Source organism: Rickettsiales endosymbiont of Trichoplax sp. H2, from assembly GCF_009690945.1.
Classification (GTDB): Bacteria; Pseudomonadota; Alphaproteobacteria; order Rickettsiales; family Midichloriaceae; genus Aquirickettsia; species Aquirickettsia rohweri.
On the sequence record NZ_NPHZ01000001.1, the window covers coordinates 231687 to 258118 of the forward strand.

The 26432-nt window shown below is 26.7% G+C and carries 24 protein-coding genes, 1 tRNA gene and 1 pseudogene; 14 read left to right on the plus strand and 12 right to left on the minus strand.

All coding sequences use genetic code 11. The features are described from left to right. The 4 genes and pseudogenes from h2es_RS07540 to dxr all read left to right on the plus strand — a co-directional run. Positions 1-367: pseudogene (locus tag h2es_RS07540) on the plus strand (hypothetical protein); the annotation flags it as partial. An 8-nt stretch (positions 368-375) separates the two neighbouring features. Next, positions 376-1074 (plus strand): polyprenyl diphosphate synthase, encoded by a 699-nt coding sequence (uppS, locus tag h2es_RS01270; RefSeq protein ID WP_154510677.1) that lies wholly within the window; start codon positions 376-378, stop codon positions 1072-1074. Continuing rightward, positions 1064-1747: a phosphatidate cytidylyltransferase gene (locus h2es_RS01275; protein WP_154510679.1), complete on the plus strand. Its 684-nt coding sequence runs from the start codon at positions 1064-1066 to the stop codon at positions 1745-1747. The genes uppS and h2es_RS01275 overlap by 11 nt, the downstream gene beginning before the upstream one ends. Before the next feature lie 14 nt (positions 1748-1761). After that, positions 1762-2913: a 1-deoxy-D-xylulose-5-phosphate reductoisomerase gene (gene dxr, locus h2es_RS01280; protein ID WP_154510680.1), complete on the plus strand. Its 1152-nt coding sequence runs from the start codon at positions 1762-1764 to the stop codon at positions 2911-2913. Here dxr and h2es_RS01285 read toward each other — a convergent pair. Next, on the minus strand, positions 2910-4118 hold the full coding sequence (locus tag h2es_RS01285) for a hypothetical protein (protein ID WP_154510682.1): 1209 nt from the start codon (positions 4116-4118) through the stop codon (positions 2910-2912). The genes dxr and h2es_RS01285 overlap by 4 nt on opposite strands. Positions 4119-4738: 620 nt before the next feature. On the opposite strand from h2es_RS01285, the gene h2es_RS01290 reads away from it, so the two are divergent. The 4 genes from h2es_RS01290 to h2es_RS01305 all read left to right on the plus strand — a co-directional run bounded on the left by h2es_RS01290 (position 4739) and on the right by h2es_RS01305 (position 9615). Continuing rightward, positions 4739-5893, plus strand: a complete 1155-nt coding sequence (locus tag h2es_RS01290) for a HAMP domain-containing sensor histidine kinase (RefSeq protein ID WP_230204225.1) — start codon at positions 4739-4741, stop codon at positions 5891-5893. Continuing rightward, positions 5893-7395: a 2,3-bisphosphoglycerate-independent phosphoglycerate mutase gene (gene gpmI, locus h2es_RS01295; RefSeq protein WP_154510686.1), complete on the plus strand. Its 1503-nt coding sequence runs from the start codon at positions 5893-5895 to the stop codon at positions 7393-7395. Before h2es_RS01290 ends, gpmI begins: the two co-directional genes overlap by 1 nt. 66 nt (positions 7396-7461) lie before the next feature. Then, a complete protein-coding gene (locus h2es_RS01300) occupies positions 7462-9465 on the plus strand; it encodes an MFS transporter (RefSeq protein WP_154510688.1) in 2004 nt (667 codons plus the stop codon). Positions 9466-9538: 73 nt separating this feature from the next. Continuing rightward, positions 9539-9615, plus strand: a tRNA-Met gene (locus h2es_RS01305). 15 nt (positions 9616-9630) lie between these two features. Here the strand turns inward: h2es_RS01305 and h2es_RS01310 are convergent. The 3 genes from h2es_RS01310 to h2es_RS01320 form a co-directional block, all read right to left on the minus strand. Beyond that, positions 9631-10767 carry a glycosyltransferase family 2 protein gene (locus tag h2es_RS01310; protein ID WP_154510690.1) on the minus strand — a complete coding sequence of 379 codons (1137 nt, stop codon included), beginning with the start codon at positions 10765-10767 and terminating at the stop codon, positions 9631-9633. Continuing rightward, positions 10764-11096: a hypothetical protein gene (locus h2es_RS01315; RefSeq protein WP_154510692.1), complete on the minus strand. Its 333-nt coding sequence runs from the start codon at positions 11094-11096 to the stop codon at positions 10764-10766. Before h2es_RS01315 ends, h2es_RS01310 begins: the two co-directional genes overlap by 4 nt. 248 nt (positions 11097-11344) lie before the next feature. Continuing rightward, positions 11345-12718: an amidohydrolase family protein gene (locus h2es_RS01320; RefSeq protein WP_154510694.1), complete on the minus strand. Its 1374-nt coding sequence runs from the start codon at positions 12716-12718 to the stop codon at positions 11345-11347. A gap of 81 nt (positions 12719-12799) precedes the next feature. On the opposite strand from h2es_RS01320, the gene guaB reads away from it, so the two are divergent. The 3 genes from guaB to h2es_RS01335 all read left to right on the plus strand — a co-directional run bounded on the left by guaB (position 12800) and on the right by h2es_RS01335 (position 16442). Continuing rightward, positions 12800-13924 (plus strand): IMP dehydrogenase, encoded by a 1125-nt coding sequence (gene guaB / locus h2es_RS01325; RefSeq protein ID WP_154510696.1) that lies wholly within the window; start codon positions 12800-12802, stop codon positions 13922-13924. Further along, the gene (gene guaA / locus h2es_RS01330) at positions 13921-15477 is read left to right on the plus strand and encodes a glutamine-hydrolyzing GMP synthase (protein WP_154510698.1); all 1557 of its coding nucleotides are present in this window, start codon (positions 13921-13923) and stop codon (positions 15475-15477) included. Before guaB ends, guaA begins: the two co-directional genes overlap by 4 nt. Before the next feature lie 188 nt (positions 15478-15665). Further along, the gene (locus h2es_RS01335) at positions 15666-16442 is read left to right on the plus strand and encodes a hypothetical protein (protein WP_154510700.1); all 777 of its coding nucleotides are present in this window, start codon (positions 15666-15668) and stop codon (positions 16440-16442) included. Between the two features lie 53 nt (positions 16443-16495). Here the strand turns inward: h2es_RS01335 and h2es_RS01340 are convergent, their stop codons facing one another. The 4 genes from h2es_RS01340 to fsa are packed head-to-tail and all read right to left on the minus strand — an operon-like array spanning position 16496 to position 18478. Then, complete coding sequence (locus h2es_RS01340) at positions 16496-16897, minus strand: flagellar hook-basal body complex protein FliE (RefSeq protein ID WP_154510702.1); 402 nt, start codon at positions 16895-16897, stop codon at positions 16496-16498. A 5-nt stretch (positions 16898-16902) separates the two neighbouring features. Continuing rightward, complete coding sequence (gene flgC / locus h2es_RS01345; RefSeq protein WP_230204226.1) at positions 16903-17391, minus strand: flagellar basal body rod protein FlgC; 489 nt, start codon at positions 17389-17391, stop codon at positions 16903-16905. After that, entirely contained in the window at positions 17388-17792 is a 405-nt protein-coding gene (locus h2es_RS01350; protein WP_126044674.1) for a flagellar basal body rod protein FlgB, read from the minus strand. The genes flgC and h2es_RS01350 overlap by 4 nt, the downstream gene beginning before the upstream one ends. A gap of 38 nt (positions 17793-17830) precedes the next feature. Next, the gene (fsa, locus tag h2es_RS01355) at positions 17831-18478 is read right to left on the minus strand and encodes a fructose-6-phosphate aldolase (RefSeq protein ID WP_126044675.1); all 648 of its coding nucleotides are present in this window, start codon (positions 18476-18478) and stop codon (positions 17831-17833) included. Positions 18479-18567: 89 nt separating this feature from the next. Between fsa and h2es_RS01360 the strand changes: the two genes are divergently transcribed. The 3 genes from h2es_RS01360 to h2es_RS01370 all read left to right on the plus strand — a co-directional run bounded on the left by h2es_RS01360 (position 18568) and on the right by h2es_RS01370 (position 20843). Next, entirely contained in the window at positions 18568-19164 is a 597-nt protein-coding gene (locus tag h2es_RS01360) for a riboflavin synthase (protein WP_154510704.1), read from the plus strand. A gap of 91 nt (positions 19165-19255) precedes the next feature. Next, the gene (gene rpsU, locus h2es_RS01365; protein ID WP_154510706.1) at positions 19256-19459 is read left to right on the plus strand and encodes a 30S ribosomal protein S21; all 204 of its coding nucleotides are present in this window, start codon (positions 19256-19258) and stop codon (positions 19457-19459) included. A gap of 31 nt (positions 19460-19490) precedes the next feature. Then, positions 19491-20843, plus strand: coding sequence for a sodium:solute symporter family protein (locus h2es_RS01370; protein ID WP_154510708.1), 1353 nt, complete (start codon positions 19491-19493; stop codon positions 20841-20843). Here h2es_RS01370 and h2es_RS01375 read toward each other — a convergent pair. The 4 genes from h2es_RS01375 to h2es_RS01390 form a co-directional block, all read right to left on the minus strand. Then, on the minus strand, positions 20830-21660 hold the full coding sequence (locus tag h2es_RS01375; RefSeq protein WP_154510710.1) for a DUF2163 domain-containing protein: 831 nt from the start codon (positions 21658-21660) through the stop codon (positions 20830-20832). The two genes, h2es_RS01370 and h2es_RS01375, sit on opposite strands and share 14 nt — an antisense overlap. Next, positions 21657-22256: a DUF2460 domain-containing protein gene (locus h2es_RS01380; RefSeq protein WP_154510712.1), complete on the minus strand. Its 600-nt coding sequence runs from the start codon at positions 22254-22256 to the stop codon at positions 21657-21659. Before h2es_RS01380 ends, h2es_RS01375 begins: the two co-directional genes overlap by 4 nt. A 78-nt stretch (positions 22257-22334) precedes the next feature. Then, positions 22335-24794: a translation initiation factor IF-2 gene (infB, locus tag h2es_RS01385; protein ID WP_154510714.1), complete on the minus strand. Its 2460-nt coding sequence runs from the start codon at positions 24792-24794 to the stop codon at positions 22335-22337. 137 nt (positions 24795-24931) lie between these two features. After that, positions 24932-26368, minus strand: a complete 1437-nt coding sequence (locus tag h2es_RS01390) for a Do family serine endopeptidase (RefSeq protein ID WP_154510716.1) — start codon at positions 26366-26368, stop codon at positions 24932-24934. Positions 26369-26432 lie beyond the last annotated feature (64 nt).

Genomic DNA, 26432 nt, shown 5'->3' on the forward strand with positions numbered 1-26432 from the left:
TGTAGCAATAACAAGAGCTAAAAGAGATTTATCAATCTCATATACTTGTTATAGAAGAATATATGGAGATTTACAAATTTCAGAAATATCAAGGTTTATTAATGAACTACCCAAAGGTAGTTATGAGATAGTAAATAATTACTTTAATAATTCTTTAAATCAAAATAACCTACACTCATTTAAAGAAGTTAAGCAGCAAAATTTTATTAGTTCAACAAAAAAAGAAAAATTTGGGGTTGGAACAAAAGTAAAACACATTAAATTTGGTAAAGGTATTGTGTTATCTAAAGAAGAAGATATAACAGAGGTGTTTTTTGAGAAGGAAGGTGTAAAAAAGATAATGGCAGAATTTTTAGAATTGATTTAAAGAATTTAATGAAGAAAAACAATATTCCTAAGCATATAGCAATAATTATGGATGGTAATGGTAGATGGGCAAGGCAAAAAAATTTACCAAAATCTTTTGGATATAAAAAAGGAATTAAATCTGCGCAATGTATCATAAAATATTCAAAAAAGCTTGGTGTTGAGTATCTAACACTTTATGCATTTTCACTTGAAAATTGGCAGAGACCCAAAGATGAAATTGTAAAGCTTATGAATATGTTTCGTGAATATTTAAAAAAAGACATTGAAAAATTGATTGCAGAAGATATAAGAATTATTTTTATTGGTGACCATTCAAAATTAGATGAAGATATAAAAATAGCTATGAAAAGTGCTGAAGATAGATCATCGCAAAACAGTTTTTGCTTAGTTATTGCCATGAGTTATGGTGCAAGAGATGAAATTACTAGATCAATTTTAAAATTTAATGAACAATATCATAAGGAATCTGTAAATAAAAATAATATTGAAGAATTATTTGAGTCTATTATAAATCCTCATCAAATACCAAATCCTGATTTATTGATTAGGACAAGTGGAGAAAAAAGATTAAGTAATTTTTTACTTTGGCAAATTGCTTATACAGAACTTTATTTTACAAGTAAGTGTTGGCCAGATTTTGGAAAACAGGATTTGCTTGATTCAATAGAAGATTTTAATAAAAGAGAGAGGAAATATGGTAAGTAAAATACTTAATAATAACTTATTTAAGAGAGTGATAACTGCTTTAGTATTAATTCCAATTGTACTTTATATAATTATGGAAGGAGGGGTTTTGTTTGATTCGTTTTTAGGATTAATATTTATAATTTCAACATATGAAGTTATCATGATTGTTAACAATGATAAAAAAATATCGCTGTTAAAAAAAATGACGTGGATATTTCCAATATTAATTTATATAGGGTTCTCTATGATATCACTTAGATATATAAGATTATATGATGAAGGATATTTTAAAATTATGATATTACTCTTGAGTATTTGGGTGTTTGATTCTGCTGCTTATTTTGCAGGTGTATTGATTGGTGGGCCGAAATTGTGTCCAAAAATTAGTCCTAAAAAAACATGGGCAGGATTAATCGGGGGTATAGTAATTACGTTTTTTATCCCTAATATAGTAGCAATTATTATGTTAAAGCATATTTTCCTTTCTGCGTTTGCTATTATTTTTGGGTTTTATTTAAGCTTGTTAGGTATTATAGGGCAAGTTGGGGATTTGATGGAATCATATTTTAAGAGAAAATTTAGTGTAAAGGATAGTGGTAATATTATACCAGGACATGGTGGAGTATTAGATAGAATGGATAGTATATTTTTAGCATCAATATTTTTTTATCTTCTCTTAAGGTTTAAATAATTTTTATTTAAATTATGAAAAAGAAAATATGCATTTTAGGTTCAACTGGTAGTATTGGTTGCAACACTTTAGATTTGATTGATCAATATAAAGGTAAATATGAAGTAACTACAATTACAGCAAATAAAAATGCTAAAAAGCTGGCTGAACAGGCAATAAAGTTTCAAGCTAAGAATATAGTGATATGTGATGAGAGTAAATATAAGGAATTAAAAGAGTTGCTTAGTGGCTATGATATAAATATTTTTTCTGGTCATAAAGAACTCATAAATATGTCTGGTTTACAATATGACATTACCATTGTTGGTATTATGGGGATGATAGCAATTAAACCAATTATGAAAGCTATTGGAAATTCTAAAGTAATTGGTCTTGCAAATAAAGAAAGTATAGTTTGTGCTGGAGATTTTATAATTAATAAAGCAAAAAAGAGCTTTACTAAAATTATACCACTTGATTCAGAGCACAATGCAATATTTCAAGTATTTGAAGAAAATAACAGAGAAAACATAGATAAAATTGTTCTTACTGCTTCAGGTGGTCCATTTTTAAATAAGAATATTGAGGAGTTAAAGTTTATCACTCCAGAACAAGCTGCATGCCATCCTAATTGGAAAATGGGTGCTAAAATTTCTGTTGATTGTGCTAATATGGTAAATAAAGGGCTTGAAGTGATAGAGGCCTGTAAATTATTTAACTTAGATATTGATAAGGTAGATGCAATAATTCATCCAGAGTCAATAATTCATGGTATGGTATATTATTCAGACGGTTCAGTCCTTTCTCAAATGGCATATCATGACATGAAGACATCAATTTCAACCGTGTTTGAATATCCAAAAAGAATAAAATTTAATTATACTCAACTAAATTTTGCTGAAATAGGTGTGTTAAATTTTCAAAAAATTACACAAGAGCGTTTTCCATTGTTTTATTTAGCAAAACAAGCTTATAAACTTGGTAGTTATGCATTAATTACTTTTAACATTGCAAATGAAATTGCAGTTGAAACATTTCTTCAAAAAAAAATAAGTTTTTTAGGAATAAACAAACTAATCCAAGGTTCAGTAAGTAAAGCAACGTCGGTTAAAATTACTTCATTAGAAGATGTTTTGTATTATTCTAAGGAAATGAAATTAAAGATAAAGAATTACATTATTTATTAAGTCCTTATACTTCTACCATGTAATTCACTTTTTTGAGTTAAACTTTCAACAAATGACCTTTTAGTAGAAATATCTTTATCTTTTTGTGCTTGTTTGCTTGGAGTGTTTACAATTTTTCCTTTAACTCTATCTTTATAAAAATCTCTAAATTCTGTATGTTTCTCTTCTTTATAATGAGCAAGTGGGGCAAAAATTTCTCTACTTCGATCATAAGAAAAGCTGGCAAAAAAAGCCTTTTTTGTATAGTAATTTAGGCTGTGGACTTCCAATTTAGGGTCATCAGCTTTGCTTGATCTTGCTTCTAAATCTTTTTTTACTTGGCTTAATTCTGCTTTAAATTGTTTTTTCACCTGTTCTGGTTTATTAATATCAATTTCTCCATTTTCAATTTTAGCCTGTATATTTTTTATTGCTTGTATTTCAGCTTCTGTATCCCTGATGCAGCCTTTTAAAAAATCTAAACCTGAGCCTTGTGGATAATCAATGCTTAAACCTCCATTTTCTCTTAATATATCTTTGTTAGTTTGTATTATGTTATACATTTCGTCTCGTTGTTTACTAAAAGACTTTTGTTCATTGACAGCTGAGACTGCTCCTACCATTACACAAAATCCACCTGCTCCAATGGAAATTAGATTACCGGTCATAATGTTACCTACAAGAGGTATTAATGCTTCAGGAAAATGTTGTAAAATATTTTTGATTTTCAATGTTTTGTCTTTTCCATCTAATTTATGCTCTTGTTTGAGCATTTCATCTAATATAGATTTTAGTTCAGGAGTTTTATCTAATGTTTCTAGTTTTTCTTTATGTAATTCTGTTATAGTTTCTAGTGCTAATGCTTCTTTTTGTTGAACTCTTAAATCTTTTAAATTCTTTCCTTCTATTACTATACCTAATCCTAAAGTTAATACTGAAACTGTTGCTGCTATTCCAATTGCTAAGGGTCCAAATGGGCTCAAAAGTAAAAAGCCAATTGACAAAAAACTTATTACTTTTAGAGTAGATGGGCCAAAAAAGAAATCAACTACATCCCATAATCTAGCTTTTGTTTTAGCCCAAAAACTTTTATTAATTTCTGGTTCATTATCTTTATGTTTAACTCCCTTTTTAACTTCTACATCTGTATCATAATTGTAGAAAACACCATATACTTTGACAGCAACATTAGCTAAAGCTATTGAAATATCTTTAATAACAGACATATATGTTTTTTAATAATTAGTATTTATAAACACGATAATAAATTATAAAGTAGCTCTTATCAATGAATAAAAGAATATTATTATTTTTTATAAAGTTGCAATTTTATAAAAAGTTTTGTACAATAATGTTAAGAAGAGCGAAAGTATAATTAGTTAATAATTATTTTTTCGTCTTATTATATTATGTGACAAGAGAAGCAGAGAAAAGTAGTGAGGGGATGTGTGTGAAAGTGACCAATTAGATACTGCTCCTCATGTCATGGGTGATAGTATAGCTAATCTTATTGTATTGCAAGCAAAATATTCAAGCTTTATGTTAAATTTTTATTAACAATTTTAAGTATTTTTTTAATTTAAAATTTATACCTAAAATAGTTTTCAAAATACAAAAAATTAATAATAATAGTTCATTAATATTAAAATAGATTTTATGTAAAATTTGAAATAGAACAGTATATATTATATAAAACAGTGTAATTTTTATAGATATTTAAGTGAACTTACTTCCAAGCTCTATATACAATAGATTTTTATTAATGATTTTATTGCCTATAGTCATTATTCAAATTGTTACGATAACTATTTTTTATGAACGACATTGGGGAAGTGTTTCAAATAATATGGAAAATATTGTTGTTCAAGAAATTAATACGATTATAAATATTTATAACTTATATGGTGATAATAGAGGTATTTTAAGTAATTTAAATAAATTAGGGTTTGATATTTCATTTGCAAATAATTCAGAATATCAAGGTATGATTAAAGACAGGTCATTACTAAGTTTAAGAAGAAAGATAGATAAAGAAATTTATTATAAATCAGATATAGGTTATATTGAAAAATTTTCTAAAATTAGAGTTCAAGTACATGTTAACAACAAAAATATTCTTCAGCTGGATTTTTCAACTGGTAAAATAAAGAATCCAACAACATATATCTTTATTCTTTGGATATTAACTACTTCAATTTTATTTGGTTTAATATCATTATTTTTTATGAAAAACCAAGTTAAATCAATTGTTAAATTAAATAAAGCTGCTAGAGATTTTGGGCAAGGTAGGTTGTTTTATTTTAAACCATCTGGTGCAAATGAAATTAGATCACTTGGTTTATCATTTCTAAAGATGAGAAAAAGAATTTTAAAGCAAATAAAAAATAGAACAGAGATGCTTGCTCATATTGCACATGACTTAAGGACACCAATTACAAGAATAAAATTACAATTATCTTTAATGAATAAAAATAATTATACTGAAGCAATTAATATAAATATGAAAAAAATTGAGGATATGATTAACAGTTATTTGACATTTGCTAAAGAGGAAGGAAATGAAGATAATAAAAGTTTTGACATTATAAAAATGATCAAAAATACCTTGAAATTATTAAATGATAATAGAATAGTTTTTACTAATAACACTAATCAAAATAAGTTATTTATTACTATAAGAGTTAATGCTGTGGAAAGAGCTTTAACTAATGTTATTGATAATAGCATTAAATTCTGTTATAAAAAAGTCAGCATCAGTTTATCAAAAGCTTCTGAAGAAACAATTTTAACAATTGAAGATGATGGACCTGGAATTGAGCAAAAAGAATACAAAAAAGCTTTTGAACCGTTTAAAAAATTAGATTCAAAAGTTAAGCAAGGTTTTGGTCTAGGGCTTGCAATATCAAAAAATATAATTAATACACATGGAGGAACAATATCACTTGCTAAAAGTCATTTAGGTGGATTAAAAGTAATAATAAAATTGCCAATAGGAGATTAATGGAAAACAAAACTAAAATAATTTTATGTATTCTTGATGGATGGGGTATATCACATGATAAAAATAACAATGCTATAAAATTGGCCAATACTCCTAATATTGATTATTTATTATCTTGTTATCCTAATTGTTTAATTAAGACATGTGGTGAAAGTGTAGGATTGCCACCTATGCAGATGGGTAATTCAGAAGTAGGTCATATGACAATAGGAGCCGGTAGAGTAATTCCTCAAGATTTAGTAAGGATAAATAATTTAGTTAAAAATCACCACAAGCTTGGTGAAAATAATATTATAAAAAATTTAGTTAATAAATCTTTTAATAAAACTTGCCACATCTTAGGAATGATTTCTGATGGTGGTGTACATTCTCATGTGGATCATATAGTGGAACTAGCAAGTTTTTTAGATAAAAATAATATAAAGGTGAAATTACATGCATTTACAGATGGTAGAGATTCATCTCCTAAAGGTGCACTAAAGTATATTAAAAAATTATCCGAGCATAACATTGAAATTACATCAATTAGTGGTAGGTATTATGCTATGGATAGAGATTGTAGATGGGATAGAATAAAGCTTGCTTATAACTCGATAGTTGCTAGAGATACATCGGTATATAATGATGTACATGAATATATTAAAAAATGTTATAGTGAAGGTATAACCGATGAATTTATAAGGCCAGCTCATAAAAAATCATTTTCTGGGATAAATAATCAAGATTTATTATTATTTTTAAATTTTAGAGCTGATAGAATAAGGCAGATTGCGGAGTCTTTAGTTTTAAATAATTTTGATAAATTTGAAGTTAAAGAATTAAATCTTTCTTATGCTGCTTCTATGGTTAGATATTCTAGTAAATTTAAAAATATTATTGAAGAAGTATTACCTTCATTGAAAATACAGAACGATTTAGGAAAGTATCTTTCTAACAAGTGTTTAACACAATTAAGAGTTGCTGAAACAGAAAAATATGCACATGTAACTTACTTTTTTAATTGTGGAAGAGAGAAGCAAATTGATGGTGAGAAATGGCTTTTAGTTGATTCTCCAAAAGTTAAAACCTATGATTTAAAACCTGAAATGTCAGCTTATCAAATAACGGATAAGCTTGTTGAATCAATAAAAAATAAGAAATTTGATTTTATATGTGTTAATTATGCTAATGCTGATATGGTTGGTCATACTGGTGATTTACAAGCGACTATTAAAGCTTGTAGTACTATTGATCAGTGTGTAGGAAAGCTTCTAAATATTTGTAAAGAAAAAGATGTTGAATTATTAATTACTGCTGATCATGGAAATGCAGAAGAAATGTATGAAGTAAATAGTAATCAAATTAAAACATCGCATACAATAAATGATGTGCCACTAATCTATTTTGGGAATAAAAAAATAAAATTAGTAAATGGAGAATTATCTGATATTGCACCAACAATTTTAGATATATTAAAAATTCCAAAGCCAATTGAAATGTCTGGTGAGACTTTAATTAGATAAAAAGCTTGCTTATAAGATAAATTTATTTCACAATTTACATATGTGTGTGATTATGAATAAACTTAGGTGTCAAGTAATAAAGTATTAAGTAAAGAGCAAAATCAAGGTGTATTATTGCTTTCTATAGGTACTTTTTTAGAGTATTTTGATTTAATGCTGTATGTGCATATGGCAGTTCTCTTAAATGAGTTGTTTTTTCCTCAAACAGATTCTTTTACGACAAAGCTTGTGACAATATTTACATTTTGCTCAACATTTATCCTTAGGCCAGTAGGTGGTTTTATAGTAGGGTGGGTAGGGGATCATATTGGAAGAAAAAATACGGTTATAATTACTACAATATTAATGGCTATTTGCTGTATAATCATGGCAAATTTAAAGACATATTCAGATATTGGTATTATGGCTAGTTTTACAGTAATTTTTTGTAGAATGCTTCAAGGTTTTACTTCAATGGGAGAAATTTTAGGGGCCCAGCTTTATATAATGGAGTCCTTAAAGCCTCCATATAGTTATATATGCACATCTATCATAAATATTCAGTCTAAGTTAGGGGGATCATTTGCACTTCTAGTTGCTTATTTTGCAACTTCTATTGCATTTGATTGGAGAATAGCATTTTGGATTGGTGCTATTATAGCAATTGTAGGTATTGTAGCTAGAACAAAATTAAGAGAAACACCTGAATTTATAGATTATAAAAAAAGACTTAGAATTCAAACTGAATTAGAGAAGCAAAACAACAATACACTAATAAATTCTAATATTGTTAAAGAAAAATTAGATAAAAAAATAGTTCTTAGTTATTTTATTATGCATCTGCCTTTTGCGATCTATTTTTATATAGCTTATATTTATACCGTGCCGTTTATGAAAGTGAAATTAGGAATGAATAGTGAACAAGTTATCACCCAAAATCTTAAATTTAGTGCACTACATTTGATATTTTTATTATTAGTAATACCATTATTAAAAAAATTTCACCCTTTAAAGTTAGCTAAAGTAAGTATAATAGTTTCTTCGATAGTAGTATTATCTTTACCTTATTTATTTAAAATAACTGATAATTTAATATCGTTAATTTTTTTGCAATTATTGGTTTTATTATTTCCAAGTTTTACAAGCCCTACAGAATTAACTTGTTTTAAGCATATACCTATATCAAAACGATTTAAGATTTTGGGAATTGCATTTGGGATTGCTTCAGTTATTGGTTATGGTGTTGCACCTATCATATTAGAATTTTCAAAAGTTTTTATAGGCGATTTTTGCATTTGGCTTATTTGTATACCAGGTATGATATGTTACTGGTTAGCTGTAAAATATATGGAAAAAATAGAAAAAAATGCGGGTAGATTTGATAATTATCCTGAGGATGATCCAATTAATGCAGATACTGGATTAGATGAAAATCAGTATAATTATATAATGAGTGAGGAATACAAACTTTATAATTTAGATTGTGATTTTTCAAAATCCTTACTTACTAAATTAGTTAATCTAAACAAGATTGCTAGAAGAAAAGTTAATATTAAGTTTATTGAAAAATCTATTATTTTTGCAAAAAAATGGCATGATGGGCAAACTAGAAAAACAGGAGAGCCTTTTTATTCGCACCCACTTACTGTTGCAGAAATTGCAGCTGAATATTACTTTAAAACTGATGTTATTATAGCTGCCATACTTCATGATATTGTTGAAGATACAGAATGTACGTTAGATGATGTGAGAGAAAATTTTAATTCAAGGATTGCTCAAATTGTTGATAGATTAACCAGAGTAAGTTTTATTAATGGGGAAAAAATTAAAATTCCATTTGATGATGTTATTGCTAATTTAATTAATGTAAAGGATAATGAAGCGTTGTTTATAAAGCAAATTGATAGAATTCATAATATGATAACTATAGAAGGATTATCCCCTGAAAAACAAAAAAAGATTGCAGCTGAAACTAATAGTATTTTAATTGGAACAATAGCTTTTGTTTTTGAAAAATTGAACATACCAAATAAATTTAAAATTGAAAATAAAATTTCTAAGCTTGTAAAGAACATATTAAATAAGAAATAAATAATTAATTTTAGGTTTTAATTTGATATTACGATTTTAATATGCTATTAATTCCTAGTCTTTAAAATCTTATCGCGGGGTGGAGCAGCCCGGAAGCTTGTCAGGCTCATAACCTGAAGGTCGCAGGTTCAAATCCTGCCCCCGCAACCAAATCTATCAAATATCTTAATTATTATTTGTTTTTTTATATAAATTGTTTCCATGATTAGTTTTTTCCCACTTATAGGGTTTAAATATTAATTGTTTGATAGCTATTAGTGAAGGTAATGTATATAAAAAAATGTATATTGGAAAAATAAAGCAGTATTTAATAAGTGTTTTTGGAAGTATTTTATTCTTACTTAATAATAAAGAAAGAGGAATTTTTAAATAGCAATAAATATAAAGTAAAAAGTTGGTGATAGATAAATATATATTAACTTTTGAAGGCGTATTATATATAAAAAAGTATAGCAATATTGGCCAGTAAAATTGAAAAAGTGATAAGATGGATGTTATGCCCATAAAGTAGTATAAACTAAAAACATATTTTATAGAATTAGCCTTAGTATTAATATTAAATATTGTTCTGCTTTGAACCAAAAAAGTAATAATATGCCCCTTAATCCATCTTGAACGCTGTTTAATCCATGATTTGATATCTACTACAGTTTCTTCAGATGTGTAACTATTTAACATTTTAATTTTAAAATTGTTTTTATATAATCTGTAAGTTAAATCTGCGTCTTCTGTTACATTATATTCATCCCAACCATTTATTCTTTTTAAAATACTGGTTCTTAAATGGTTGCTTGTTCCTCCTAGAGGTATTGGAATTTCATATTTAGAAAAAGCAGGTAAAATAAAGTTAAAATGAAAAAAATATTCCAAAGTACATAATCTGGTTAAAGTATTGGTATTATAATTATAAAAAGTTAATTTTGCTTGAAGGCAAGATAAGTATGGATCGTTACTTTGATAAAATGTTTTTGCTGCTTTGAGTAATTGCCCCTTTTCAGGAATGTCTTCAGCATCAAAAATGACTAAATAATCTCCAGTTGTATATTTTAAACCAAAATTACAGGCACGAACTTTTGTTTTTGGTCCCTCTCCTTTTACAATTAAAATTGAGAAATAATCTGGTAAATTTATTTTTAATAAGGCGCTTAATGTTTTATTATCATCACTCTCAATTAAACATAAAACTTGAAGTAAATTTTTTGGATATATTAAATCTTTTATAGCGCTAATTAGTTGCTCAATAATTTTTTCTTCTTTGTAAATAGGTAATAAAATTGTATAAGGTCTTAAGAAATTTTTCATATTCTATTTGTACTTTTTAAAACAATAACTCCATATTTTAACAGTACAATTAAATGAAAAAATTGAAAAATTATGTTCAAAAAATCATAATATCTTATTAAAATTAATTGCAATATAATAGTACAAATTAAAATTATCTTTTGTGAGTTAGATAAAATTATTTCAGCAGATAATTGATTTAGAGGAGTGTTATTTTTATTAATTAGAAGTAAGTCATCTGATTTGTAAGCAAAGTCCAATGATGCTGAATCCTTAAACATATTTGAATCCTTCTCATTATCTTCTGTATATTTGTATGCATATTGATTTCTAGTGATTTTCCTTCCCATGTTATCATCAATTAATTTATTCCCAAGGACCTTCTATCACAACTTTTGTTAGAAAAAAAGATATTTTTATTGCGAAATAAAATTTGTTTAGTTTGCTTTATTATAGTATTGGAGTAATTACCGTATATATAAACCTTAAATAAATAATTGATATAAACTAATAATTAATATAAGTGTCATGTTAAAAATTATTAGGTGAAGATAAATATATAAATTTCAGATATTAGTAGTCAATGTAAAAATATAATTTAATTTATTGCATAATAATCACTGATAAATTTCTGATTTAAATTATTTTCTTTGATCCAATTATTAAGAAGCTTATTGTAATCTTGTTTTAGTTTATCTTCAGCAAATATAATATCAATACCATTTTTACAAAGGATAGCTAATTCTTCAGCTTTGATAGGTGTAAATTCATTTGGATATTGATAGTTTTGATTAAGACCAGCAATAATTAATATAGTTTCTTTTAATGGTATGCCACCTATATTAGGATTATCAGAGCTTAATGTTATTTTCATTTTATGTTTTCTAAATAATTCAAAAAATGGGTGTTGCCAAAAATCTCTAATATGAATTTTTTTTCCACCTTTGCTTTTGGAACATGGAGTTTGCTTACCATTTATTTGTTTCATATGAACACATAATCCTAGGTTTAAATTAATTATAGGCATCATAATTAGTGTTATATCTTTTTGTTTAACAAAATTTATCACATCATGATCTTCTATAACCTGAAATCCATGTGCTAATCTTGTAATAGGTAAAGACCTTGCAACATCAAACATATGTTCTACACCTATACCCTCTCCACCATGTGCTTCACATCCTAAGCCTAAATCTTTAACTTTTTCATATCCTGCTTTAAGGTGGATAGGCCAGCCAGATTCATCCTTTTCATGTCCTGCTGATTGAATTCCAACAAATACATCAGGAGAAATTTTTTGGGCTTCTTCAAGCCAGTTAGCAGCTTCTATAGTTCGCTCATGAGTACTTTTATCATCTCCAGCTGCTTTAGTTTTATTAAAGCAGTGTAAAAATCTTAGGTGAACTCCTTTTTCTTTAAATTTATCAATAGAATTTTTAAATAATAAAAATAAATTTTTTCTTGCTATCTTTTGATCATCTTTTGGAAATAAAAGATAAGCTATTTTTATATTTTGCTGTAATTCTGTATAAAATATTTTTTGCTTTACACATTCTTCTAAATAACAGTCGAGTAAGAAAATCATGTCTTCTTTAGTTTGAATTCCACCAGGAGGGTGTCTATGTCCTTGAATTGTAGCCATAATTCTATCAAAGCTTTTAAAGCTTTCGTTATCAATATTATATTCTAAATTTATAGGATTTCCATTTGTATCAAGCTTAAAATCATTCTTAAATATATCAATGTAATGCTCATGAGGATCTAATATAGATAAAGATTTAGGACCACTGGAATAGCTATATATGCCATCTTCTTTTTTATTAATTGTAATAAACTTATTTTTAATCCCCAAACTCCAAGCAATATTTGGTGAAATTACACCGGGAAGATGAACATGTATATCGCAAATTGGCAATTGAAATATCATATCATTTGTTAATGTGGTGAGATTTTTTAAGAAATTACTTGTCATAATATTTTTGGCTATTATTATATGGTGATTTATTATATTATCATTAATATATATACTAAAAAAAAATGCAAGGTTTAAAAAATGAAAAAAATTAAAGAATTTTATTCTTTTGATGATGTTTTAATTGAACCTAATTTTTCTAATATTATTCCAAAAGAAGCAGATTTAACAACTAAGTTAACAAAATCAATTGTACTTAACATTCCTTTAATATCTGCAGCTATGGATACTGTGACAGAGCATAAGATGGCTATAAATATGGCTCTTAATGGTGGTATTGGTGCTGTTCATAAGAGTTTAAGTATTGATTTGCAGTGTCAAGAAGTTAGTAAGGTAAAAAAATATGAGGTTGACATTACTAAATATAATAAAGCTTGTGTTGATACAAATAATTCACTTAGAGTTTTAGCAGCTGTAGGCACAGGTGAAGAAGCTTTGAAGCGTGCAAAATCATTGATTAAGGCTAATGTAGATGCGATTATTATAGATACATCTCATGGACACTCTCAAAATGTAATAGATACGATAAAAGAGATAAAAAATATTTCTCCAAGTACTGAAATAATTGCTGGTAATATTGCAACAAAAAATGCTGCCCTTGCATTGCTTTACGCTGGAGCAGACACTTTAAAAGTTGGGATAGGACCAGGTTCTATCTGTACAACTAGAGTAGTTTCTGGTGTCGGATCACCGCAGCTATCTGCAATTTTAGAAGTTGCAGAAATATGTAAAACTAAAGATTCATTTTTAATTGCAGATGGTGGAATAAAATTTTCTGGTGATTTAGCTAAAGCAATTGCAGCAGGAGCTGATTGTGTTATGTTGGGTTCTCTTTTAGCTGGCACTGATGTTGCTCCAGGGAAAATTATTAATATTAAAAATGAGAAATATAAAAAATATAGAGGTATGGGGTCTGTTGAAGCTATGAAATCTGGTTCTGCAGATAGGTATTTCCAAAAAGGAGAAGTAAACTTAGTTCCTCAAGGTGTAGAAGGTTATATAAAATACAAAGGATCTATGAATGAAGTTTTAAACCAATTATTAGGTGGCCTAACATCTGCAATGGGATATACAGGTAATAAAAACATTGATGAGATGAAAAAGAATTGTAATTTTATCAAAATTACTCCAGCAGGAATTAGAGAAGGTCATATACATAGTTTGGATAAATCAGAGCCAGCAATAAATTATAAGAATAATATATGATAGATCATGATAAAGTACTAATATTAGATTTTGGCTCACAATTCACCCAGCTGATTACTAGAAGAGTTAGAGAATTAAATATATATAGTGAAATTAAACCTTTTTCAATTTCTGATGAAGAAGTGAGGAAATTTAATCCAAAAGCTATAATATTATCTGGTGGTAGTGAATCTATAACAGACAACGAATCACCAAAAATTCCAAAAATTATCTATGATTTAGATATTCCGATTTTAGGCATTTGTTATGGACAACAAGGTATATGCATGGATTTTGGAGGAATAGTATCAAACTCAACGTCTAGGAGTTATGGCGCTGCTAAATTAGAAATTTTAAAAAAATCTGTATTATTTGATGATTTTTGGCAAGTTGGAGATTTTTATCAAGTTTGGATGAGTCATGGAGATTATATAAGTAAATTACCAAATGATTTTCAAGTAATTGCAAAAACTGAAAAAGCTCCTTATGCAGTGATTCAACATCAATCAAAAAAAATATATGGAATACAATTTCATCCAGAAGTTTATCATACTCCAGATGGTATAAATATAATTGATGCATTTTTGACGAAGGTTGCAGGGTGTAAAAAAGATTGGCAAATGGGTTCATTTATAGATGAACAAATAGATAAAACTAAAGCTGTGATAGGGCATAAAAAAGTGGTACTTGGGTTGTCTGGAGGTGTTGATTCTACAGTTGTTGCAACTTTACTTAATAAAGCTATTGGCAAACAATTGTATTGTATTTTTGTAGATAATGGACTTTTAAGATATAATGAGGTTGAAGAAGTAGAAAAAAGTTTAAAGGATAATTTTGATCTTCAAATAAGAACTATTGATGCTAGTGAAAGGTTTTTATCAGAGCTTAAGAATGTTACTGATCCAGAAGAAAAACGTAAAATTATTGGTAGAGTTTTTATTAAAACATTTCAAAAAGCTATTAAAGAAATTGATGATGTTGAATATCTTGCACAAGGTACAATTTACCCAGATGTAATAGAATCAGCTGCAACTTCTACAGGCAAAAAAGTAACTATTAAATCTCATCATAATGTAGGTGGAATACCAAAAGATATTGGTGATTTAAAACTTATAGAGCCACTTAAGCTATTATTTAAAGATGAAGTAAGAAGGCTTGGTAAAGAACTAGATATTCCAGATTTAATTTTAAATAGACATCCTTTTCCTGGGCCTGGATTGGGAATCAGAGTTATTGGTGAAGTTACAAAAGAGAAGTGTGAAATTCTTAGAAAGGCAGATTACATTTTTATCAACGCATTGAAGAAGCATAATTTATATAGTCAAATATGGCAAGCATATGCTGCTTTATTGCCTGTTAAAACTGTAGGTGTTATGGGAGATGCTAGAACATATCAGCATATATGTGTGCTTAGGGCAGTTACATCTGTTGATGGGATGACTGCTGATTATGTGGATATTCCTCATGAAATTCTTGGATCAATTGCCAGGCAAATTATTAATGAAGTTCATGGAATTAATAGGGTTGTTTATGATATAACTTCAAAACCGCCTGCTACAATAGAAATGGAATAATTAAATATTACAGTAGCTTAAATAATACAGGATTAATACTATGAGTAATTATTTTAGCTAATAATTTAATATATATAATATCTAAAAATAATATCTAAAATAAAAAACTTGTTTCTTAAAGTAATTTAATTACAATGTGCAATAATAATTTAATAAATAAGTTTATAATCACTTAATGAGGGTAGTAAATGAGAAATTATTTTAGTGCATCAATAATTTTTGGAGCAATAGGAATAGGGTTTTTTTATCAATATAATTCAGCTGTGAAATCCAATGATCATAATTCAAAAAAAATTTTTATGTTTTTTGAAGCACATTATGACCCAGCTCCTGCTAGAGTTATGAATGAGCTATTGCCTTTTTTCCAAAAAGAAAACGTTACAACATTTTATGCTGAACAACCAATAACGGAAACAAAAGAAAGTACAATACAATCATATTTACTAGTTGAGCAAACAATAAAATTAAAAGATCAAAATGATCCATATGTTCAGCAATATTATCTAACATTGCCTGCATATAAAGAGTATATAAATTTTTTACAAAATTTATCAAAGTATTCTATTGACTTTAAAGCAGTAGACACACCACCAGCGTCCAATACAATGGAACAAATTTCAAATAGAGTAATGCGTAATAAGTTTGTTGTTGATAATATAATTAAATCAGATGTAGATAAGTCCTTAATGTTAATAGGTTTGCATCATTATGATATTGGATGTCAGTTAACTGCTTTAGGTTATGATGTGCAGGGGTATTATATACCGTCTTTACCAGTAGGAAAATATGAGTATAGTAAAATCGATGATGTTTTAAGGCCTAAGAATAAAGATAAGCAACAAGATCTTTGGAAAGTACAAATGAAATGTGATAAAGATTATTTTTTTGATTTAAAAGTGATTGATACAAGTTTAAATGATCAGTTAAATGCTACTCATATTATTATTGATGATTATTATAACTAAATAAAAAAAACTTGGATTGATTTTCAGCTTATTTAATTTACTCCTTATAAGGATTATAGAGGCATTTTTAAAATATCTAAATATGCACCTACAATTTTATCTCTAACTGTAACTATTTCTTGCAGGGCAACTTCTGAATCATTTACTGCAGCCATAACTTCTATCATTCCAGCTTTACCTTTAATAGCATCTAAAGAAACTTTTTCAGAACTTTTTACTTTTTGAACTCTACTCTTAATTAGTTCTTGAATCACAGTAGAAAATTGAGGTGCTTTAGAAACTCCTTGAGATAGCACATCAATTTTATCACCTGAATATAAAACTCCTGTGCCTGAATTAATATTGTTGGTTTTAGAGTTTTGAGAAGATAAACCTGTGGTTTTTATATTTTTATTTGTTCTTTTATACGCATCTACAGCTTGATTATAAGTAGCTTTAATAGAAGAAGTTGTCATAATTATTACCTCATTAACTCAAGAATTTTATTTTGGTTGCTTTTTGCAATTTCTAAAGAATTAACATTTGCATCAAATGTTCTTTGTGCTTCCTTAGAATCAACAGTTTCAATAATGATATTAACATTTGGATATTTTACCATTCCTTTTGCATCTGCAGCTGGATGATTTGGTTCATATTTTAGTGTGAAATCAGATTTATCCTCTCTAATAGAATCAATTTTTAATATTTTAGTTTTTAATTTTGGGTTATAAACGTTTTTAAAAAATATAACTTTTCTTCTATAAGGATCTTCATTAGGAGTTTTTCCTGTAACATTAGAATTGGCAATATTTTGTGAAATTACTTTAAGTCTTTGATTTTGTGCTTGCATTCCTGCTGCTGAAATTTTAATAGATGCTTTTAAAGCATCGCTTTCATATTGTGCATAAGTATATGTATAAGTTAACATAAATGATATAATAGTTAATGTCTTTAAAGTTTTAAAAATCATTTTATACTTCCTGTAATGGCATATCTCATCATATTTTTTGCTTTGTTATACATATTAGCAACTTGATTAAGTTTTACTGAATTTTGATTCTTATTTAGCAACTCATTTTCAATACTTACAGCGTTGCCATCAGGTTTTATTTCAATTATTTCAGCATTTGACACTTTATATTTAGAATTACTTTCTTCTGCATGAAAATGCATAGGATTAGTTGTATCTAATTTTATATCATAACTAAATGTTGATCTTTTATTTTCTAATTTTTTAGGTATAAATTTTGGAGTATCTGCATTAGCAATATTTTGTGTAATAATAGTATCATTTCTGGTTAAAAAATCCATATTTTGCTTATATATATCAAAAACATTACCAGTTGCGTTTGCAATTAAAGGAATGAACAAAAATACCCCCGCTACTATTTTAATCATTGTTAAATTTGTTACTTTTTTATATTATTCCAATCATTTAGAAAAATTTCAACCCCTTTATTTGTTAAAGGGTTATTAATTATAGTATCAATTAATTTTGGAGGTAAAGTTATTACATCAACTCCAAGTTTTGCAACTTCAATAAAATGAATAGGATTTCTTATGGAAGCAGCTAAAATTTGAGTTGAGATATCTGGATAATTCTCAAATATTGCACATATATCAGAAATAAGATTTAATCCGTCTCTGCCCATATCATCTAATCTACCAATAAAAGGAGAAACATAAGTAGCTCCACATTTTGCTGCAAGTAATGCTTGTGTAGGCGAAAAACACAATGTCATGTTTACAGCAATAGATTTATTGGAAAGTACTTTACATGCTTTTAAGCCATCTTCTGTGATGGGTAATTTAATAGTGATTTGAGGAGCTAAATTTGATAATTCTTCAGCTTCTTTAAGCATATTATCAAAATCAGTTGCTATTACTTCGACACTAACAGATGTAGTAATTAAGCTGCAAATCTGATTTATAGTTTTTTTAAAATCTTTGCCAGATTTTGCAATAATTGAAGGGTTAGTTGTTATTCCATCAACTATTCCTAATTCTTTATATTTTTTTATTAATTCTATATCGCAGCTATCAAGATATATTTTCATGTTTTAAAATTTAATTATTAATTTGACTAATAACCAACTTTAAGATAGCTATTTTTAGATTTAATGCAACAATAATTCAATAACTGGATATGTTTAGTGGTATAATAACAGATATTGGCAAAATATTGAATATTGATAAAAATTTACCAGATTGGAAAATTATTATAGGTACAAAATTTAATATTAATGAAATATCAATAGGGGATTCAATTTGTTGTGATGGAATCTGTCTTACAGTAATCAATAAATATGAAAAATGTTTTTTTGTTGAAGTATCGTCTGAGACTAGAAAAGTTAGTAATATAGATATGTGGTGTGAAGGATATGAAATTAATTTAGAAAAATCACTAAAGTTAGGGGACCTACTAAATGGACATTTAGTACAAGGTCATATTGACTGTTATTCAGAAATTTTAGAGATAAGTAATGAAGGTGATTCACATATAATAAAAGTAAATTTACCAAAAAAAATATATAAATTTATTACATATAAAGGATCTGTTGCTATTCATGGAGTATCTTTAACTGTAAATAAAGTGGAGGAAAAATATTTTTGTGTAAATATCATACCGCATACCTGGAAAAATACTAATTTATGTCATTTAAAAAAAGGCTCTATAGTGAATTTAGAAGTTGATTTAATAGCAAGGTATTTAGTATCAATTTTGGATAAAAGAAAAAAATAATACAAAATTAATTCGAAAGTTTGTGGCTAGCTATTGATAAATTTATCAATGTGTATTATTATGTGGGACAAATAACAATTAATTATATACTTTGGTAGAAGTTCAAGTAAGATTTAATAATGTAGATTACTCTTTAAAAATTTTAAAGAAGAAATTACAGAAAGAGGGTGTTTTTAAAATAATGAGAGAGAAGAGGCATTATGAAAAGCCATCTGAAAAAAAATTAAGAAAAAGCATTGAAGCAAGGAAAAGAAAGCATAAATCTTTTAGAAGACCTTCTGGTTCAAACTATTAAGTTTAAAAAATAATAAGTATCATAATTAAGTATGATTTATTATTTTACATTTTTTTCAATAATACTCTTAGTTACATTTATAGGCATTGGTTATCATGTATCTAAAGGTGTTCACTCTGGTGATAATTATTTCTTAGCTGATAGAAAGTTAGGTATTGCTTCTATATGCATGTCTTTGCTTGCAACACAAATTGGAGCTGGAGTAATCCTTGGTACATCAGATTTTTCATATAAATATGGTATCTATGGAATATTTTATTCACTAGGTTTATCTTTAGGCTTAATTGCAATTTCAATATTTGGAGCGAAACAACTTAGGGAGAAAAACATATCTACAGTAGCTGAGTTATTTGAAAAAGAATATAAGTCAAAATTTTTAAGGAAAGTTACATCTATTATATCAATAATATCTCTTTATGGAATATTAATTTCATTAATAGTAGGAACGAGACAATTACTTATAGCATTTGGGATTGAGAATGAATTAATTCTTTATGCATTTTGGATAGTATTAATATTATATACAGTCTTAGGTGGTCTAAAAGCTGTTGTATATACAGATGTTGTACAGATTATATTTATCTTTATAGTATTTATTTTAATTACAGCTTATTATTTTTTTTATAAATATGAATATATACAATTTTCAGTTGATAATTTATTCAATTGTATTGTAAATAAAGAGAAAACACTTTTAGCACCTTATTTAATAGTTCCATTTTTATATGTATTTATAGAGCAAGATATGGCTCAAAGATTTTTTTCGGCTAAAAATTCTAAAACAGCTTATATTTCTGCTTTTTTAGCGGGAATATTACTTTTAATATTTGCTTTTATACCATTGATTTTTGGGATTGCTGCAAGAAGTATTAAAAATATTCCTGCTGGAAGTAATGAAATGATATACTTTTTTATTAATACATCTAATAGTTTTATTGTTTCTATTGTGGTACTTGCAGTTCTATGTGCTATAATCTCTACAGGTGATTCTTTGCTATGTGCTATTACTTCAAATATTTCATTGGATTTTAAAAAAAAGAATTCTTCAATAAATTTATTACATACTAGAATAATTACTATTTTTCTTGGTTTTTCTGCGATAATAATTGCTAATTTTTGTAATAATATTATTGAAGTTATGTTGATTAGTTACCAAATAATGGTATGTACATTATTTTTTCCAATTGTCGTTTCTTATTTTAATTTTAAAAAAAGTAAATTCTTAGCATATATTTCAGTTTTTTTAGGGCTGATAGGGTTTTTGATACATCCTAATTTGAATGGGGTTATGTATGTTAACATTTCAAGAGAATTATTTTGTATATTTTTATCTTTTTTCTCTTTTCCTTTGTTATATATATATGAGAGATTTATTTCAGATTAGTCTTTAAAGCATTGTAAATATAAGGCTCGCCTCTAAAATTTAGGGAATTTTTAAATTTATTAGTGCAAGTTATAAAATTTTTATCACAACCTGTGATGATAGAATATCTATCATTTTTATAAAGTTTAAATCCTGAGGGCAGAATTAATTCTGTTATATTATTCTTAAAATTTTTAACTTCAAAAGATAAGTCTTTATTTATACCAGTGAAAAAAGTTACTATTCCATAATTAAAATAAAAATCTTTTTCAGTTCTTTTAATATCAAAAAACGAATTTTTTGATATTATTCTCTCAATTTTCCCATAAAAAGTATAATCTTGTGCAGTTAACTTACATTTTTTATCGCAAAATTTAGCTCTGCAATTTTGAGAAAAGGGTTGAGTTATTTTTTTATTAAACTGATTGATAAAAGGAGATATTTTTGCTTTGAATATGTTATCAAAAATTTGAATATTCTCTATATAACCTTGATTTATAATTAACTCTTTATATTTAACTTTATTTATATCTATTAAAAAAACTTTAATATAACTATTTTTAAATTTTCCTTTTATTATATCTTCTTTTTTAAAGTATATATTATCAATAATTCCACTTATTTCATTATTTTTTTGTACAAAATTATAATTTATATCTATTTTTTTATAATTTAAAATGTTTTTGGATATATAAATTTCATCATTAATTTTAATGTTATTATTATGATTGGTGAACTTTAATTCAGATCCACAGTTTAATTTTATATACCAACAAATTGCATATGTTATAATATTATCAGATTGCTTATTGTTTAAATCATTATGGATTTTTATCACAGGTTTATTTCAACTAGTTTAATATTATTGCAAGAATATAAATTTTTACTATCTATAGAGATTAGTAAAAAATCTACGTCAAATCTAACAGGAACATCAAATTTAAAATTTGCAGAAATTTTAGTATTTTTTTTAACGGGCGAATTAAAATTTATGGTTCCAGTAGTATAGTCAATTTGGTAAGTATCACTAATTGATTTTTCTTTATCACAATATATCACTATACTATTTGATACTGGCTTTGTGATTTTTCTTATATATTCTGAATTTCCACTTTTATAAATTTTTATTAATTGAAACTGTGTTACTACATCATTTCCAATTCCAATAAGTTCATTTCGAGCACTATAATCTGACCAATCTTTAAATCTAAAGCCAATTGCTTTTCCTCTCCTTGCTCTAAAAAAGGTTAATAATTTTGATATTTGCTCATTGGTTTTAACTCCATATGATATATTGTACCTTAATTTTGAAAGTGAGTAAGTAATATTTCTATATTCGTTACCAGAATTTAAGGGGATTATTTTTGTTAAATATTCTGGACCCCCAATTGATCCATAAGATATATCTTCAGGGAACCTTACTTCATCAAACATATTTATATTAATAGATATTTTTAACTTACAATATCTATTAATATTGAGCTATCTGGAAGTGCTTGAAAATAAGGGTAATTATTTATTTTGTTCTTCAATCATTTCATATGCTTCAAATTTATCATTCTCCTTAAAATCAGAAAATTTTTCAAATGATATTCCACATTCAAAGCCAGTTTTAACTTCTTTTACATCATCTTTAAATCTTTTTAAGGCCCCTAATTTTCCATCATATATAACGATATTATCTCTTAATAATCGTGCGTGAGATTTTTTCTTTATAATTCCTTCTGTAACCATACAACCTGCAATTTTACCCACTTTACTTATATTTATAACCTGTCTTATTTCAGCATAACCAGTTATATTTTCTTTTTTAACAGGTGATATCAAGCCACTAGCCATTGATTTAACATCATCTATTAAATCATAAATTATAGAATAATATTTTACATTAACACCTAATGTTTTAGCTAATTTAACAGTTTTGCTATCTGCTCTTACATTAAACCCTAAAATAGTGGAACCTGTAACCTTTGCTAAAGATATATCAGATTCTGATATGCTACCAACAATAGAATGAGATATTTTTACTTCTACGTCTTCATTAGAAATTTTTTGCAAACTTGTTTTAATTGCTTCTAAAGAGCCATGAACATCAGCTTTTAATATTAAATTTAATGTTTTTAAATTTCCAATTTGGTTTTTTAGTAGATCATTGAATGTTTTTTTATTTTCATTAGATTGTAAAATTTCACCATCTTTATTATTATATTCAACTATTTTTTTTGCGATTTTTTCATTTTCTACAACTAAAAATTTTTCTCCTGCTTCAGGTGTTTTATTAAGACCTAAAACTTCAACAGGCATGGAAGGAAGTGCGTTTTTAACTTTTTGCCCTTTATCATTGATTAGTGATCTTATTTTAAAATAATCATTGTTAATTATTACCATATCACCAATTTTTAATGTACCTTTTTGAACTAAAAGTGTAGCTAAAACTCCTTTATATTTATCTAATTTTGACTCTATTATAACTCCATCTGCATATCGATCAGGGTTTGCTTTTAAGTCTAAAACTTCAGCTTGAATAAGAATTGCTTCTTCAAGAGAATCTAATCCTATTTTATTTTTTGCTGATACAGGAATAACCATAACGTCACCTCCCATATCTTCTGGTACTAATTCATAAGTGAATAATAAATTTTTTACTTTATCAATGTTTGCTTCAGGTTTATCTATTTTATTTATTGCTACAATAATAGGTACATTAGCTGCTTTAGCATGATTTATTGCTTCAATTGTTTGTTCTTTTATTCCATCATCTGCAGCTACAACAATTATAACAATATCAGTTATTTTAGCACCTCTCATTCTCATAGCAGTAAAAGCTGCATGCCCAGGGGTATCAAGAAAAGTGATGGAATTATTATTATTTAAAGAAACATTATATGCTCCAATATGTTGTGTAATTCCGCCATGTTCTGAAGATGCGATATCTGTTGAGCGAAGAGCATCAAGTAATGAAGTTTTGCCATGATCAACATGGCCCATTATTGTTACAATAGGTGCTCTATGTTTTAGAGAATCTGGGTTATCTTCTACTTCATTAAACAATGATTTTTTTATATTCTCTTCATCTACTCTTATAGGTATATGCCCTAATTCTTGTACTACTAATTCTGCTGTATCTCCATCTATAGTTTGGTTAATTGTTGCAATAATTCCAAGATTCATTAAAGTTTTAATTACAGTAGCAGATTTTTCAGCTATTTTATTAGCTAATTCTTGAACAGAAATTTGTTCACTAATCTTAACTTCCCTATATATTTTTTCTTGTTTTGACTGTTTATGTTCTTTATTTTTGCTTTTAGAATGAACTTTAATTGTTTTGATTTTTGTTTCAAATACTTCTTCCTCTTTTTCTAAATTATATATTTCCGTTAAGGAAAGTTTTTTTGATTCTTTCTTTGAAATAATATTAGATTTTTTCTTGTTAGCTTTTTTATCTTCTACAATTTCATTTTTGCTATCTATATCTGAATATTTATTTTTAATATCATTTTGAGCTTTTAGATTAGTTTTATGCTTACCTCCTGCAGAATCAGATTGCTCAAAAGATGTGTTGTTTACTTTTTCTTTTTCAATTTTTCCAATATGATCTAAATTTTTTATTTCGTTTTGATCTTTAGGATTAGGCTCTTTTATTTCGCTAACTTGTTTTTTATTTAAAGATTGTTCATTATTTTGATTGTTTTCTTTAGTATCTAAATTAGTACTTATAGATTTTAGACTATCTGAATTTAAAATTGCTTTTAATCTATCTTGTCTTTCTTTATCAGTTAGTTCGTTATTATTTTTGCTATCAGTAATTTTTAAAGACTTAGTTTTAGTAACTACAATAACAGTACCTTTATTTTTTTTAGATAGATTATTATTAGATAAATTTTTATTTGGAATCTTAACTCCAAGCTTTTTTGTACTTAAACCTAATGTTGCTTTGGTTTTTTTTTGAGTTTCGAGTTTATCTTGAGTCATTAAAAATATAAATATAAAAAATATTAAATACAGAGAAATTATACGCTTTTATTCACTAAAAGCAACCTAATAGAGCATTTTAATTTCTACTCCTGTATTCTCATATTAACTTGACTAATATTGCGGTTTTTATATTTTTAATATAAATCGATTGTAATATAAAAATTGTTGTTTTTTCTTGAAACTAACAGTACAGCTGTAGCATCATCTTTTTTAGATTTTAATTTAATATTGGTTAATAAAGTAATGAATTGTTTTGCAGATTTAACGGCATCCTGGTTAATGTTAATAATTATATCTCCTGTTTGTAATCCTTTTTTATAAGCATCTGAACTTTTATCAATTTTAGTAACTAATACACCATTGATTTCATCACTTATTCCATAATTATTCCTAATATTTTTAGTTAAATTAACTACTTCTATTCCATGATAAGTAGTTTTTACAGCTTTATCTTCTATATTTTGATTGAAAGGGTCGCTTTTAGGAATTTCTAATTGTACGTTTAAGTTTATTATTTTACCTTTTCTAATTATTTGAATAGGTATCTTTGTATTAAGAGGTGAGTCAGCAACTAATTTTGGGAAGCTATTAATATTATTTAAAATTATATTATTGAATTTTACTATTATATCACCAATATTAATGCCTGCTTTTTCTGCTGGGCTATCTTTTATTATATTAGATACAATTGCACCATCAGAATTGCTTAGGTTAAAACCTTTAGCAATATTTTCTGTCACTGGTTGAAATGTTATGCCTAACCATGGACGATCAATTTTACCATCTTTTAATAATTTTGAAATTATTGATTTAGCTGTATTTGAAGGAATAGCAAAGCCAATTCCTACATTTCCACCACTAGGTGAAACAATTGCACTATTTACTCCAATGACTTCACCGTTCATACTAAACATTGGTCCACCAGAGTTACCCTTATTAATAGAAGCATCAGTTTGAATAAATTCTTCATAAAATTGACCGCCAAGATGCCTGCCTTTAGCAGAAATAATGCCAGATGTAACTGTTCCTCCAAATCCAAATGCATTTCCAATCGCAATGACTGGTTCTCCAACTCTAGCGTTATCTGAATTACCAAATTTTACAAATGGTATTGGTTCTTTTGCATCAATTTTTAATAAAGCTAAATCTGTTTTTTTATCTTTACCAATGACCTTAGCTTTATAAATTTTCTTTTCATTATCTCCTACAGTTATATTAATTTCTTGAGCATTATCTATGACATGGTTATTTGTGACAATATGTCCTTTTTCATCAATTAAAAAACCTGATCCTAATGATATAATTTTTGATGGTTTATCAGAAAAAGGAGATTTTTTAAACTCATCTGGCATATCAAAGAATTTAAAAAATTCTTCTGGAATTTCTGAAAAGGGAAAATTTTTTCCATTGTTTTCAATTAATTGAGTTGTTGATATATTCACGACTGCAGGGCTAAGTTTTACAACAACATCTGCAAATGAGCAATTATTTGGTTGAGATGCAAATAGTAAATTACATGGAATAAGTAATAAGCAAAAAAATATTTTAAAGGTATTTTTAAATTGAATCATGATAATAATGCTAACTGTGAGTATTTACTTTAATAAATTAATTAATAATATATGTTTACAAACA